Genomic DNA, 13690 nt, shown 5'->3' with positions numbered 1-13690 from the left:
GCCCAAGTCTATGGTGCGGCAGTGGCATTCCCCGGGAGCCGTCCGGGGCGGCTGGCCGGATAAGACGCGCGGCGGATGCGCCGCTGGACCGGCTATTCAACCGTGACCATGACCGACTGCCAGCCGGAAGCACCGTCAGGCACGGGGTCGGCGCGCTTTTCCGTCTGCACCTCGCCGGTCCCGTCCGTGGCGCGCACCTTGAGGTAGTGCGATCCCGGCGTGGCGTCCCAGTCGAAGGACCATTGCCGCCATGTGTCCACGGACGCCTCGGCCGAGAGCACGGCCTCAGCCCAGTCGCCGTCGTCGATCTGCACCTCGACCTTGGTGATGCCGCGGGTCTGCGCCCACGCCGTACCGCCGACGGCCACCCGCCCGGCAGGCACCACCGCGAAGGATTTGGGCACCTCCACCCGGGCCATCGTCTTGATGGGGCCGCGCTCCGACCAGCCGCGCTGGGTCCAGTAGGCCTTGCTGTCGGCGAAGCGGGTCACCTCCAGATCCACCACCCACTTCGTGGCGGACACGAAGCCGTACAGCCCAGGCACCACCATGCGCACGGGGTAGCCGTGTTCCAGCGGCAGCGGTTCGCCGTTCATGCCGATGGCGAGCATGGCGTCGCGGCCGTCCTGCAAGACCTCCAGCGGCGTGGAAGCGCTGAATCCGTCGATGGAGGTGGAGAGGACCATGTCCGCGCCCGCGGTGGGCCTGGCCCGCTTGAGCACCTCGCGGAGGGGGAGTCCCAGCCACCTGGCGTTGCCGGCGAGGTTGCCGCCCACCGGATTGGAGACGCAGGTGAGGGTCACGTGGGACTCGACCAGGTCGGCGTCGAGCAGATCCTGGAAGGTGAGCCGGACCTCTTCCTCCACGAGCCCGTGCACGCGCAGTTCCCACTCCTCCGCCTTGATCTCCGGAACGCTGAGCGCGGTATCGATCCGGTAGAAGTCCTTGCCGGGCGTCAGCCACGGCGTCACGCCCGGGGTGGCCGACTGCACCCCGGCGGGAACGGCGGCTGCGGGCAGGACGGGCGCCGGCAGCCGGAGCGACTCCCGCGCCTGCGCCACATTGCTGCGCGCGGCGCTGAGCAGCCGGCCCCCGGTGGCGGCGATGCCCGCAGCAGCCGCCGTGATGCCTGTCGCCGCGACGAAGGCGCGCCGGGAGGCAGCCGGGCGCTCCGGCGCCTTGGCCGACACATCAGCCGGTGAAGCGGGAAAGGCCCGGAGCCGCCACAGCCGCGAGACCAGCAGCCGCAGCACAACCATCCCCGCCACGGTTCCTACCAGCGAGGGCACAGCGTCCAGCGGCCTGACGCCCGCCCGGGTCACCACGCCGGCCACGATCACCGCGCCCATGAACAGCACCCCGGTGGCGCCCAGCGCCCATCTCCGGTGCGCCACCACGCCCAGCACGCACGCCAGCACGAAAATCGTCAGGCCCATCCCCGCGAAGAGGGCCGCCTTGTCATTGGTGCCGAACGTCGCAATCGCGAAGTCCTTCAGCCACGGCGGCGTGAAGTCGATGAACGTCGAACCGAGGGCAATCAGGGGAGTGGCGCGTGCCGTAAAGAACGCCCCCAAAAGTTCCGCTACGGAAAGAACGACGGCGGCGGCGGCCACTCCGGCGAGGGCCGCCAGCGCGGCTGGTCCCCTGAACAACCTCATGAGCTTCTTCATGACCTTGGTTCGTAGCGGATGGCCGCCCGGATTGTCCGCCGCCGCAACTGCGGGCCAGGTACAACGGAGGGTCGGGTGCAACTGCAACTGAGGGCCGGGCCTCAGCTTAGGAGCCAGCACGGTGCACAAAGTACCCTTGGAGACTGTGAAGGTACTCGTCATTGGCCCCGGTGGCCGCGAACACGCCATTGTCCGCTCCCTCCTTGCCGACCCCAACGTGTCCGAAGTCCATGCGGCTCCGGGCAACGCCGGCATCAGCAAGCTCGTCCCCACGCACGCCATCAACGGGAACGATCCGGACGCAGTGGCGGCGCTCGCCACCCGGCTCGACGTCGACCTCGTGGTCGTTGGTCCCGAAGCCCCCCTTGCCGCCGGTGTTTCCGACGCCGTGCGCGACGCCGGCATCCCGGTCTTCGGCCCCAGCAAGGCGGCCGCCCAGCTGGAGGCCTCCAAGGCTTTCGCGAAGCAGGTCATGGCCGAGGCCGGCGTTCCCACCGCCATGGCGCTCGTCGCCGCCAACGCTGACGAGGCAGCCGCGGCGCTGGACACCTTCGGGGCCCCCTACGTCGTCAAGGATGACGGACTGGCCGCCGGCAAGGGCGTGGTGGTCACCAACGACCGGAACGATGCCCTGGCCCACGCCCAGAGCTGCTTCGACGCCGGCGGAACCGTCGTCATCGAGGAGTTCCTGGACGGCCCCGAGGTCTCCGTGTTCGTCCTGTGCGACGGCCGCAACACCGTGGCCCTGTCCCCGGCGCAGGACTTCAAGCGCATCTACGACAACGACGAAGGCCCCAACACCGGCGGCATGGGCGCGTACACCCCGCTCGACTGGGCCCCGGACGGCCTGGTCCAGGAGGTCATCGACCGCATCGCCCAGCCCACCGTGGACGAGATGGCCCGCCGCGGCACCCCGTTCGTCGGCGTGCTGTTCGTCGGCCTGGCGCTGACGAAGCGCGGCACGCGCGTCATCGAATTCAACGTCCGCTTCGGCGACCCCGAAACCCAGGCTGTGCTCGCACGGCTCAAGACGCCGCTCGGTTCCCTGCTCCTGTCTGCCGCCAAGGGCGAACTGGACCAGGCAGAAGAGCTGCGCTGGTCCAAGGACACGGCAGTCGCCGTCGTCGTCGCCTCTGAAAACTACCCGGACACCCCGCGGACGGGCGACCGCATCCGCGGGCTCAAGAAGGTGGACGAGCTGGACGGCGTCCACGTGATCCACGCCGGAACCAAGCTCGACGACGAGGGCAAGGTGGTCTCCGCCGGCGGCCGCGTGCTGGCCGTGGTGGCGCTGGGGTCCGACCTCGTGGAGGCCAGGGAAAGGGCGTACGACGGCGTGGAGCTGGTTCAGCTGGAAGGCGCCCAGTTCCGCACGGACATCGCAGGCAAGGCAGCACGCGGTGAGATCAAGGTGTCGGCCGCCGTCGCTGCCCAGGCCGGCTCCGCATCGGAAGAGGAGGCGTGACAGTGGCTGAACAGGAAGGCCCCCGCGGCCTGGACACCCCGCACACCGAGCTGCACGGCTGGAAGCACGTCTACTCGGGCAAGGTCCGCGACCTCTACGTCCCGGCCAGCGACGCCATCAATGACCAGTTCGGGCAGGAATGCGTGCTGGTGGTGGCGAGCGACCGCATCAGCGCCTACGACCACGTGCTCAGCAGCGAGATCCCGGACAAGGGACGGATCCTTACCCAGCTGAGCCTCTGGTGGTTCGACCAGCTGGACGTTGAGCACCACGTCCTGGCATCCACCGTGGAGGACGGCGTGCCGGCCGCGGTCGAGGGCCGCGCCATGATCTGCAAGAAGCTGGAAATGTTCCCGGTGGAGTGCATCGCCCGCGGCTACCTCACCGGCTCCGGCCTCGTGGAGTACCGGCAGTCCGGCACCGTCTGCGAGATCCCGCTGCCGGAAGGCCTGGTGGACGGCTCCCGCCTGGAGCAGGCCATCTTCACGCCGTCGGCCAAGGCCGAGGTGGGCGAGCACGACGAAAACATCACCTACGACGCCGTCGTGTCCATCGTGGGCGACGACATCGCCGCGCGCCTGAGCGAGCTGACCCTGAGCATCTACACCAAGGCCGAGGAGATCGCCCGTGAACGCGGCATCATCCTGGCGGACACCAAGGTGGAGTTCGGCTACGACGTCGTGAACGGTGCCATCACGCTGGGCGACGAGGTCCTCACCCCGGATTCGTCCCGGTTCTGGGATGCCGCCACCTACGAGCCGGGCAAGGCGCAGCCCTCCTACGACAAGCAGTTTGTCCGGGACTGGCTGACATCCGCCGAATCGGGCTGGGACAAGGCTTCGGACACGCCGCCGCCGGCCCTGCCCGCGGACATCGTGGAGCGCACCCGGGCCCGCTACGTCGAGGCCTACGAGAAGCTGACCGGCCGCACTTTCAGCTAGGTTTTCAACAGACGTCAGGCGCCCCCGGGAAGAGTCCCGTGGGTGCCTGACGTTTTAATCCGGCTTGATCCGGCAGCTGTTAGCTGGCCTCTGCGGCGGCGGCGCGGCGCTGGGCGAGCCGGATCTCCAACACGGCGTCGAGGGCCTGCTGGACGCGGTCCTGGGCACCGGCGGCGCTGAACTCCTTCTGCGCCTCCTCCAGGTGCACCAGTGCCTCGTCAGCTTCGCCCGCGGCCTTCAGCGACTTGCCCAGCAGCAGCGAGACTTCGCCGGCGGTGTGCCGGGCCAGGTCGGCGCGTTCGGCGTGGATATCACGGAGCTTCTGCACTGCGGCCACGATGTCGCCGGTGAGATAGAGCCAGCGGGCGCGGATGAACGCCACCTCCAGCTGGTCCGTCTTGTTGCCGCCGACGATGGACAGCGCGAGCTCGGCGCGTTCAATGGCGGACAGGGTTTCCGGCTCCACGATTCCGGAGGACAGGCGGACGGCGGCCGACGCCTTGTTGAAGCGGGCCCACAGCTCGATGTCGTTTGCGGGGGAGAGCAGCTTGGCCGCCCGCTCGTGGTGCTTGATCCCTTCCGGGTAGTCGTGCCGCATGAAGGCGACGTTCCCGATCACCCAGGCCACCTCGCCGGCGAGCTGGGACATCGAATGTTCGTCCATCTGCTCATTCATGTCCTGGCAGTATTTCCAGGCCTCGTCCAGCCGGCCGCTCTCGGCCAGCGCACCGATGAGCGCACGGAGCGCGCCGATGATCAGCGTTGAGCCCTTGGGCAGCTGTGCGCACAGCTCCACCGCCTTCTCGGCGTGTTCGACGGCGGTGCTCAACTGGCCCTGTCCGTGGCACAGGGCGGCGAGCATCTGGCGCGCCCGGACACCGAGGCCGGCCGATTCGGTGGCCATGGGGTGCTCGGACAGGTGCTCCATGATCTTCTGGCATTCCTTGAGCTGGCCCTGTTTCATGAGGCATTCGGCCTGCATGTAGGTCATGTTCCACCAGGCGCTGGTGTTCTTGCCGTCGAGGGCGATGCGGGCGGCGTTGGCGGCATGCTCGGCGGCGAGGGCGTAGTCGCGCAGGTCCCAGGCCTGCCGGGCGTAGAGTCCGGCCAGCACGTATTCGGCGTCGCTGACAGAGATGGGCTGGCTCCATGCTTCCAGCGCCTTGGGTGCGAGCTCGAGCCGGCGGGCGAGTTCTTCGATGACGTCGGCTGTGGGTTCCCGCCGGCCCGTCTCCAGCAAAGAAATGTAGCTGGGGGAGTACAGGTCCTTGCCCAGTTCGGCCTGAGTCAGTCCGCGCTCCAGCCGCTCAGCGCGGAGCTTCTCCCCGAATCCGTTACCCACTGGGGTTCCTCCTATTCCGGACAGCCTTTGTACAGAATGCTTGACACCCTCTGTGGAAAACATTTTACAATGTATGTCAACAAGGACTGTGCTGACTTGGTAACGAATCCGACTCGTATTGAGGAACTCTCACATGTTGAAGAAGATAGCAGCCGCCGCCGTTCTGGCGGGGGCCCTCGCATTTTCTGCTGCGGCTCCCGCCGTTCTGTCTGCAGGCTCGATTGCGGACAACGCGGGCACCTCGGTTGCCATTGGCAACTGGCCGGATCCGATGCGCGTCCAGGACGTGAACAAGACCACTATCGGCAATTGGCCCGACCCCATGGTGTCTGAAACCACCATCGGCAACTGGCCTGATCCCATGTAAACAGCTTCCATGAGGAGAACGGTCCCGGAACATGCGCACATCATGTTCCGGGGCCGTTTTTCTTTCCGCACACAGCGGCCGTAACCAAGGAGTGGGGACCATGACACGGAGAGTGACCGACGGCCTGCAGCGGGCCTTTTTCCTCTGGACCATTGCCGGCACGTCTCTGATTGTGGCGGCCGCTGCCGGTGCCGCAATCGTTGAGGTGTTCAGGGGAACGGCCGACGCCGGGACTTTTGTCTGGGGGATGATCGGCATCGCGGCGCTGCTGGAGTCGGTGGTGCTTTTCGCCGTCGGCCTCCGTGTGCGCCACGGCTACCTGAACCAGGTCCAAAGCTACGACAGCCGGGGCGACTACCTGGCCGACGACGGATCCGGAAAGCCCAGGGTGCCCCTGCTCGGCGACGGGCAGGCGACGCAGAACATCCACAACCAGAGCCTCGGCGGAAACTGAGCCCGCACGGACCCAGCCAGGTAGCACTTCTGGGGGTTCCCAGCGCTGAGAAGGCCCTGTGCTGCTACCTAGTTGGGCGGGGCCGGACATAATTGCAGAAACAGGAAGAGGGTCTCCCCATGGGGGAGACCCTCTTCCTTTTGGTCGGGATGACAGGATTTGAACCTGCGACCTCTTCGTCCCGAACGAAGCGCGCTACCAAGCTGCGCTACATCCCGATCCGTTGCTGCGAAAGCAACTAAACAAGGATATCCGATACCGGGGCTACATGCGAAATCGAGGTCGGGACGGGCCCCGGTTCAGACCAGCGAGTCCTTCCAGGCGCTGTGCAGCCGGGCGAAACGGCCGTTCCCGCCGATCAGCTCGTCCGGGGTTCCGTCCTCCACCACCCGGCCGTCGTGGACCACGAGCACCCTGTCCGCCGTCTCCACTGTAGACAGCCGGTGGGCGATGATCAGTGCCGTACGGGCGGTTCCCCCGGACGGCCCGTCGCCAGTAGGCCCGTCGCCGACTGGCCTGTCACCTGCCGGTCCGGTGCCGTCCATTCCGCGCAGCAGCCCGGCGAGGCCGCTCTGCACGAGCCGCTCGGAGGGGATGTCCAGCGAGGACGTGGCCTCGTCCAGGATCAGCACCGCCGGCCGGGCGAGGAAGGCACGCGCGAAGCTGATGAGCTGGCGCTGGCCGGCGGATACGCGGCCGCCCCGTTTGTTGACGTCGGTGTCGTATCCCTCGGGGAGTTCCATGATGAACTCGTGTGCGCCCACGGCCTTCGCCGCCGCCTCGATCTCCTCGCGCGATGCGTCCGGCCTGCCCAGGGCGATGTTGTCCGCCACAGAGCCACTGAACAGGAAGGCCTCCTGGGTGACCATCACGATGTTCCGCCGCAGGTCCGCGGTGGCCAGTTGGCGGACGTCCACGCCGTCGAGCATCACCGAACCGGCGGACACGTCATAGAAACGCGCAATCAGCTTGGCCAGCGTGGACTTGCCTGCCCCGGTCTGGCCCACCAGCGCTACGGTCTGGCCGGCCGGAATGCTGACGTTCAGCTTGGGGATGATGAGCGGCCCGTTGCGGTAGCGGAACTCAACGTCCCGGAATTCGACGGCGCCCCGTGCGTCTCGGAGCTCCACCGCGTTCCGCGGCGGGCGCACCGTGGGCACCTCCTCAAGCAGCCCCGAGACCTTCTCCAGCGCGGCCTGCGCGCTTTGGAAGGAGTTGTAGAACATGGCCATCTGGTCCACGGGCTGGAAGAAACGCTTCGTGGAAAGCATGAGGGCCAGCAGCACGCCCACGGCGAGGTCACCGGTCAGTACCCGGAAGCCGCCGAACAGCAGCACGGCAGCCACGCAGACGTTGCCGATCAGCACGAGGCCGGGCTGGAAGACGCCGTTCAGATTGATGGACCGGACGGTCGCCTGCCGGTAGTCCTCGGCGAGTTCGCCGTAGCGTGCGGCGTTTTCGCGCTCCTTACGGAAGGCTTTGACCGCGCGGATGCCGGTCATTGTCTCGATAAAGTGCACGATGAGCCGGGCCGAGACCACCCGGGACTGGCGGAACGCTATCTGCGAATGCTTCTGGTACCAGCGGGCCAGTAAGAACATTGGCACGGCCGCGGCCAGCACCACCAGTCCGCTGGGCCAGTCGAGGGCGAAGACGGTGACGGCGGTGAACACCATGAACAGCGCACCCGAGGCGAGCGAGCTGACTCCCGAGTCCAGCAGTTCGCGCAGCGACTCAAGGTCGGAGGTCTGCCGGGCGATGATCCGTCCCGAGGTGTACCTTTCGTGGAATTCAAGGCTGAGCCGCTGCGTGTGGCGGAACACCCACAGCCGCAGGTCCAGCAGCATGGCCTGGCTGAGTCTCGCCGTCGACGTCACATACAGGGCCGTGAGCCCGGCCGCCGCGAGTGCTGTAGCCAGGTAGGCGACGCCGGTCAGCACGAGCGGGATGTTGTTGCCGGCGCGGAGGGAAGGCAGCGCGTGGTCGATGCCGAAGGCGATAAGCGCGGGGCCGGCCGCCCGGGCTGCCTGGGACAGGACCACTGTGGCAATGGTGAGCCAGAACCTCAGCCGCACGGGACGGATCAGCGACCCCAGCAAGGCGAGCGACCGGCGTCGTACGGCTTTGCTGTCGCTCCTGCTCAGGTTGGCATTGTCCTCGTTGGCAGTTCCGAAGGCTGCGGCGCTCATTGGCTGACCTCCTCTGTGTCGTCGAGGGCCGACAGTTCGGAGTCCAGATCGCGGGGCTCCGTCTCCAGGCTCGCGATGACGTACCGGTAATGGCTGTTCCCGGCCAGCAGTTCGGTATGGGTTCCGACGGCGGCGATGCGGCCGTCCTCCAGCAGCGCCACCCGGTCGGCCAGCGCCACGGTGGATGGGCGGTGGGCGACGATGAGCGTGGTGGTGCCGGCCAGCACCTCCCGCAGCCGGTTTTCCACGAGCTCCTCGGTGTTCACATCCAGTGCGGAGAGGGGATCGTCCAGGACCAGCACGGAGGGCCGTGCCGCAATGGCCCGCGCCAGGGCGAGGCGCTGTCGCTGGCCGCCGGACAGGCTGAGGCCCTCCTCGCCGATGAGGGTGTCCAGCCCCTCGGGCAGCGAATAGGCGAAGTGCGCCTGTGCGGTGTCCAGGGCCTCCGCGAGAATTTTCTCCCGGGTGTCGGCGTCCCCGGCCCTGACGCCGAGCAGCACATTGTCGCGCACCGAGCTGGAGAACAGGGTGGTGTCCTCGAAGGCGACGGCCACAAGGGCACGGAGCTCCTGAACGCTGAATTCCCGCAGGTCGACGCCGTCGAGCGTGATGGAACCCGCGGTGACATCGTAGAGCCGGGGTACGAGCTGCAGCAGGGCACTCTTGCCGCTGCCGGTGATGCCCACCAGGGCCATGGTCTCGCCCGGACAGATGTCCAGCCGGACGTCCTTCAGGACCGGTTTGTCCGGGGTGTCGTCGAACGCGAACGTCACGTTGTGGAAGCTCAGCGCGCCCTTGACGTCGGCCGGGCGGCGGGGCTCCGCCGGACTGGTGATGGTGTTTTGGGAATCCATAACCTCGAAGTGCCGGTCCAGCGCCGTTTTCGCCGTCAGCGCCATGGCCAGCAGCATGCCGGAGAACTCCACGGGCGCCGCGATAACGGCGGCGGTGGCGAAGAAGGCCACAAGGGAGCCGATGCTGAGCTGGCCGCCGGCTGCGAGCAGTATGCCCGTGACCAAGCCTGTGCCCAGCGCCAGCTCGGGCAGGAGCGTCACCACCATGCTGAAGACGGCCTGGTGCCTGGCCTTGGCGATCTCCGTCTGGCGCAGTTCCTCGGCCTGGCCGTTGAATGTCTCCAATGCCTCGCGGCTGCGGCCGAAGGCCTTCAGCACGCGGATGCCGTGGACGGATTCCTCAACGGTGGTGGCGAGGTCGCCCGCCTGGTCCTGGCTGCGACGGGTGACCTTGCTGAAACGGGTGCGGAAACGGAAGCCATAGACCATCACCGGGCCCGCGGCGGCGAGGAAGATCAGGGCCAGCTGCCAGCTCATGGTGAACATGACGACGACGCCGATCACCACGGTCAGGGTGGTCACCACGAGCATGATGGCCCCGAACGCCATCCAGCGCCGGATGAAGTTGAGGTCGGTCATGGCGCGGGAGAGCAGCTGGCCGGAGCCCCAGCGGTCATGGAAGGCGACGGGGAGGTCCTGCAGGTGGCCGTAAAGCGAGACCCTCATCCGGGTCTCCACGGTGGTTGCCGGGTTGATCACGAAGGTGCGGCGCAGGGCAACCAGTACCGCTTCGGCGACGCCCAGCGCCAGGATGAGGCCGGCCGAGCCCCACACGGCCCCGGCGGTGGCCCCGGGTCGGAGGGAGTCGTTGATGAGCACCCGCAGTACCTGCGGGATGGTCAGGGCAACCACACTGGCCAGGAGTGCCGACAGCAGGCCCATGATCAGCCGCGGCAGGACCGGCTTAATATGCGGATAGAGACGGCTGACGGATCGAAAAAATGAACTCTGCTTGGCCATGCCCGCTTCTTGAACTCAGCTGTTTAAATCAACTGTGATGTAGTTTCCCGTAGCAACTACCCTATGCCATGGATGGCACGCTTCACAGGTGATCAGTCACCGGAGGGCCAACAACTCACCCGGCGGAAGACAGGGTGAGCGGTCAGGCGCGCGGGGTGAGCGTCAGCAGGACGGCCTCGGGCTTGCAGGCGATGCGGACCGGCGCAAAGCGCGAGGTGCCGATCCCGCCCGAGACGTTGACCGGCGTCGTACTTCCGTTGCTGGTCCAGTCGTTGAGGCCCTTGGCCCGCCAGGTGGGGATGTCGCAATTGGCGACGACTGCGCCGTACCCCGGGATGCACAGCTGGCCGCCGTGCGTGTGGCCAGCCAGGAGCAGGTCCGCGCCGTCCTCGGTGAAGTGGTCCAGGACCCGCTGGTACGGGGCGTGGATGACGGCGACCCGCAGGTGGTCCTTGGCGTTCTGGCCCCTGGTGCCGCGCGGCCAGCCGGCATACCGTTCGCGGTTGAGGTGCGGATCATCCACGCCTGAGAAATCGAACCGCATGCCGTTCAGGACGATGGACTGGTGCCGGTTGGTGAGGTCGATCCAGCCGCCCATGCCGAAGCCGGACCTGAGGCGCGGCCAGTCGAGTTCCTGCCGGTTTGGCGCGGCCTTCGAAGGGCCCATGAGGTAGGCGGCGGGGTTCTTCAGCTTGGGCGCGTAGTAGTCATTGGAACCCGGGACGAACACGCCCGGGAACTCCATGAGCGGTGCCAGCGCGTTGAGAAGGGGGTCTACGGCTTTGGGGTGGCTGAGGTTGTCGCCAGTGTTCACCACAAGGTCCGGCCTGAGCGCCGCCAGCGACCGCAGCCAGTCCGCCTTGGCCTTCTGGCCCGGAACGAAGTGGATGTCGCTCAGGTGCAGGATCCGGAACGGTGCCCGGCCCGCAGGAAGGATCGGGACGGTCTCCTCGCGAAGGACGAACTGGTTCTTTTCCCACAATCCGTAGGCTGTGGCGGCCAAGGCGGCCGCGGTTCCGGCACCGGCGGTGACGGCAAAGCCGCGCCCGATGCTACGGACGCGGCTTGCCACGCGTGAAAGGTCAGCCACGGTCAGCCGTTCCCCTTGATGCTGTTGCCGTTTCCATTGCTGCTGTTGTCGCCGTTGTCGCTGTTGCCCCCGGTGCCGCCGGTGTTGCCACCCGTGTTCCCGCCGGTGTTGCCGGTGTCATTGTTTTCACCGGTGGAGGGATTATTCGGAACCGTGGGCTCATACTGCGGCGTGCCGTAAAGCAGGTTCGACGGCGGTTCCGGGAAGGGGTCCGTGCCGTAGCCGGGCGCGATCTGGGACATGAAATTGGAGAACATCGGGCCGGCGATCATGTAGCCGTCGATGCCCGTGTAGAACTTGCCGTTGACCGTTACGTTCTGGCCGGCCCGGTCCTGGGCGCCGAGCGCGTCACCGAACCAGGCAGCCGTTGCCAGGCCCATGGTGTGTCCGACAACCCAGGTGGAGCCATTGTTGTTGGACGTACCGGTCTTGGCCGCGATCGGGAAGTTGGTCTCGGTGGATATCCTGGGCTGGATGAGTGAACCGGATCCCTCGTTAAGCACCTTCTGAAGCGCATAGTTCACGCCGCGCGCCACCTCGGGCTTGAGGGCGTCCCGGCAGGCAGGGGACTGTGCCGGCAGCTGCGCGCCGGTCTGGTCGGTCACCGAGGTGATCGCGATCGGGGCACAGTACTTGCCGTCGTTCGCGAACGTGGCAAAGGCGCTGGCCATGGTCAGCGGCGCAGTCTGGGTGGAGCCCAGAAGGTTGCCCAGCGTGGTCATGGTGATGCTCGGATTCGCATCGACTATCGCGTTGGTGTCCTTGTCGCGGGTCGGCAGGCCGCCGTGCAGCCCGACGGCGTCCACCACTTTCTGGATGCCGCACAGGTCAACCTGTGAAGCCGAGGCGAACGTTGCCGTGTTGATGGAGTTCTTCAGGCCGTCCAGCACGCTCATGGGCCGGTAGTAGCCCTCCTCCGCGTTCTGGAGGTCCGTGGTGCCGTTCGTGCTGTCATACCAGCCCACAGTCGGCGTGGGGCAGGTGTTCTGCCACGGGAAATTCTGCGGGTACCGTCGCTGGGCGGCATTGACGATGGTGTTCATCGACTTGCCCTCATTCAGCCACTCGGCAAACGTGAACGGCTTCATGGTGGAGCCGGGCTGCGCACCGCCGAGGCCGTTCAGGTCATTGCCTTGGTCGTCGTACTGGTCAACGCTGAAGTTGATCTGGGAGTCGAATTTGCCCTTGCCCGCAAACCATGAGGTGTTCTGGGCCATGTTGGTGATCTTGCCGGTGCCCGGTTCAACGGACACCAGGGCAGCGCCCCACTTGTCCGGATTTGCGCCCGCAGCGGCGTTCACTTGGTCCTGCGCGGTCTTCTGCGCCTTCGGGTCCAGGGTGGTCTTGATGGTCAGGCCGCCACGGAATACCTTCTTCTCGCGTTCGGTGGCGTCCGCTCCGTAGGCCGGGTTGTTCAGCAGGAGGTGCAGGACGTAGTCACAGAAGTACGGGGCGGTGGGCGAGTAGGCACAGCCCTGCCGTGCCGGCGTCACCTTCGGCGTCACAGGGGTTGCCACTGCGGCGGTGTACTGGGCCTTGGTGATCTTGCCGTGGGTGAGCATCGCACTCAGAACCAGGTCCCGGCGCTTCTTCGCGTTGTCCGGGTTGGTGATCGGGTCAAAGGCCGACGGGCTGTTCACGAGGCCGGCAAGCAGCGCAGCCTGGGGGAGTGTGAGGCTCTTCGCGGTGGTGCTGAAGAAGAACTTGGAGGCGGCCTCAATGCCGTATGCATCACGGTTGAAGAAGACGATGTTCAGGTAGCCCTCAAGGATCTGCTCCTTGGTGAACTTCTTCTCCAGGGCGATCGCTAGCTTCATTTCGCGGAGCTTGTCGCCGACACCCTTGTTGACACCGTTGAGCTTGATTTCGTCGGAATTGCCTTCCGCTTCAAGGTTGGCGTTGAGGACGTTGTTGACGTACTGCTGCGTGATGGTGGAGGCACCCTGCTTGTTGCCGCGCGCCGTGGCGACCAGGGCGCGGAGGATGCCGGTGGTGTCCACACCGCCGTGCTCGTAGAACCGGCTGTCTTCAATGGCGATCACCGCGTCCTTCATGAACGGGGAGATCTGGTCCAGCGGAACGCGGGTGCGGTTCTCCGCGTACAGGTTGGCGATCACGCTCCCGTCCGCGGCCAGGACCTTGGTGGACTGGCTGGGCGGGTCCACCTGGAGTTCAGCGGGCAGGGTGTCAAAGAATTCGATCGAGCCGCTGGCTGTGCTGCCCGAAACGGCGGCTGCAGGAACCAGCAGACCGGCCACGAGGACACCACAAATAGCGCTCACGCCAAGGAAACCAAAAATTTTGCCGAGGGTGGTGGCCGTGTCGAATATGGGGTTCTTACGAGTCGCCATGTTCTCC

At 66.6% G+C, this 13690-nt stretch carries 10 protein-coding genes and 1 tRNA gene; 4 read left to right on the top strand and 7 right to left on the bottom strand.

The window, feature by feature from the left end:
• Positions 1 to 92: 92 nt before the first annotated feature.
• The gene (locus ABRP34_RS10115; RefSeq protein ID WP_353713117.1) at positions 93 to 1670 is read right to left on the bottom strand and encodes a molybdopterin-dependent oxidoreductase; all 1578 of its coding nucleotides are present in this window, start codon (positions 1668 to 1670) and stop codon (positions 93 to 95) included.
• A gap of 145 nt (positions 1671 to 1815) precedes the next feature.
• On the opposite strand from ABRP34_RS10115, the gene purD reads away from it, so the two are divergent.
• Positions 1816 to 3135: a phosphoribosylamine--glycine ligase gene (gene purD / locus ABRP34_RS10110; RefSeq protein WP_043417575.1), complete on the top strand. Its 1320-nt coding sequence runs from the start codon at positions 1816 to 1818 to the stop codon at positions 3133 to 3135.
• A gap of 2 nt (positions 3136 to 3137) precedes the next feature.
• Entirely contained in the window at positions 3138 to 4076 is a 939-nt protein-coding gene (locus ABRP34_RS10105; protein ID WP_353713116.1) for a phosphoribosylaminoimidazolesuccinocarboxamide synthase, read from the top strand.
• A gap of 79 nt (positions 4077 to 4155) precedes the next feature.
• On the opposite strand, the gene ABRP34_RS10100 is transcribed toward ABRP34_RS10105, so the two are convergent.
• Entirely contained in the window at positions 4156 to 5418 is a 1263-nt protein-coding gene (locus ABRP34_RS10100) for a helix-turn-helix transcriptional regulator (RefSeq protein WP_003797893.1), read from the bottom strand.
• A 133-nt stretch (positions 5419 to 5551) separates the two neighbouring features.
• Here ABRP34_RS10100 and ABRP34_RS10095 point away from each other — a divergent pair, with 133 nt between their 5' ends.
• Both ABRP34_RS10095 and ABRP34_RS10090 read left to right on the top strand, forming a co-directional pair.
• The gene (locus ABRP34_RS10095) at positions 5552 to 5785 is read left to right on the top strand and encodes a hypothetical protein (RefSeq protein ID WP_003797891.1); all 234 of its coding nucleotides are present in this window, start codon (positions 5552 to 5554) and stop codon (positions 5783 to 5785) included.
• Between the two features lie 100 nt (positions 5786 to 5885).
• Complete coding sequence (locus ABRP34_RS10090; RefSeq protein ID WP_353713115.1) at positions 5886 to 6239, top strand: hypothetical protein; 354 nt, start codon at positions 5886 to 5888, stop codon at positions 6237 to 6239.
• A gap of 141 nt (positions 6240 to 6380) precedes the next feature.
• On the opposite strand, the gene ABRP34_RS10085 is transcribed toward ABRP34_RS10090, so the two are convergent.
• From ABRP34_RS10085 to ABRP34_RS10065, 5 genes are all read right to left on the bottom strand, one after another.
• A tRNA-Pro gene (locus tag ABRP34_RS10085) sits at positions 6381 to 6457 on the bottom strand.
• Positions 6458 to 6538: 81 nt separating this feature from the next.
• Entirely contained in the window at positions 6539 to 8428 is a 1890-nt protein-coding gene (locus tag ABRP34_RS10080) for an ABC transporter ATP-binding protein (protein ID WP_353713114.1), read from the bottom strand.
• Positions 8425 to 10242: an ABC transporter ATP-binding protein gene (locus ABRP34_RS10075; RefSeq protein ID WP_353713113.1), complete on the bottom strand. Its 1818-nt coding sequence runs from the start codon at positions 10240 to 10242 to the stop codon at positions 8425 to 8427. Before ABRP34_RS10075 ends, ABRP34_RS10080 begins: the two co-directional genes overlap by 4 nt.
• 142 nt (positions 10243 to 10384) lie before the next feature.
• Positions 10385 to 11332 (bottom strand): metallophosphoesterase, encoded by a 948-nt coding sequence (locus ABRP34_RS10070; protein WP_353713112.1) that lies wholly within the window; start codon positions 11330 to 11332, stop codon positions 10385 to 10387.
• A 2-nt stretch (positions 11333 to 11334) separates the two neighbouring features.
• Positions 11335 to 13683: a transglycosylase domain-containing protein gene (locus tag ABRP34_RS10065; RefSeq protein WP_353713111.1), complete on the bottom strand. Its 2349-nt coding sequence runs from the start codon at positions 13681 to 13683 to the stop codon at positions 11335 to 11337.
• Positions 13684 to 13690: the final 7 nt, after the last annotated feature.

The organism is Arthrobacter sp. K5, from assembly GCF_040448525.1.
In the GTDB taxonomy this organism is placed as follows: domain Bacteria; phylum Actinomycetota; class Actinomycetes; order Actinomycetales; family Micrococcaceae; genus Arthrobacter; species Arthrobacter globiformis.
Note: the sequence above shows the minus strand (reverse complement) of the source record. Positions and strands in the feature narration are given on the sequence as shown.

Bases quoted from the DNA above. Each gene is read 5' to 3' on its own strand.
- ABRP34_RS10075 (WP_353713113.1), bottom strand. From the start codon at position 10,242: ATGGCCAAGCAGAGTTCATTTTTTCGATCCGTCAGCCGTCTCTATCCG.
- ABRP34_RS10090 (WP_353713115.1), top strand. From the start codon at position 5,886: ATGACACGGAGAGTGACCGACGGCCTGCAGCGGGCCTTTTTCCTCTGG.
- ABRP34_RS10065 (WP_353713111.1), bottom strand. From the start codon at position 13,683: ATGGCGACTCGTAAGAACCCCATATTCGACACGGCCACCACCCTCGGC.
- ABRP34_RS10080 (WP_353713114.1), bottom strand. From the start codon at position 8,428: ATGAGCGCCGCAGCCTTCGGAACTGCCAACGAGGACAATGCCAACCTG.
- ABRP34_RS10115 (WP_353713117.1), bottom strand. From the start codon at position 1,670: ATGAAGAAGCTCATGAGGTTGTTCAGGGGACCAGCCGCGCTGGCGGCC.
- ABRP34_RS10095 (WP_003797891.1), top strand. From the start codon at position 5,552: ATGTTGAAGAAGATAGCAGCCGCCGCCGTTCTGGCGGGGGCCCTCGCA.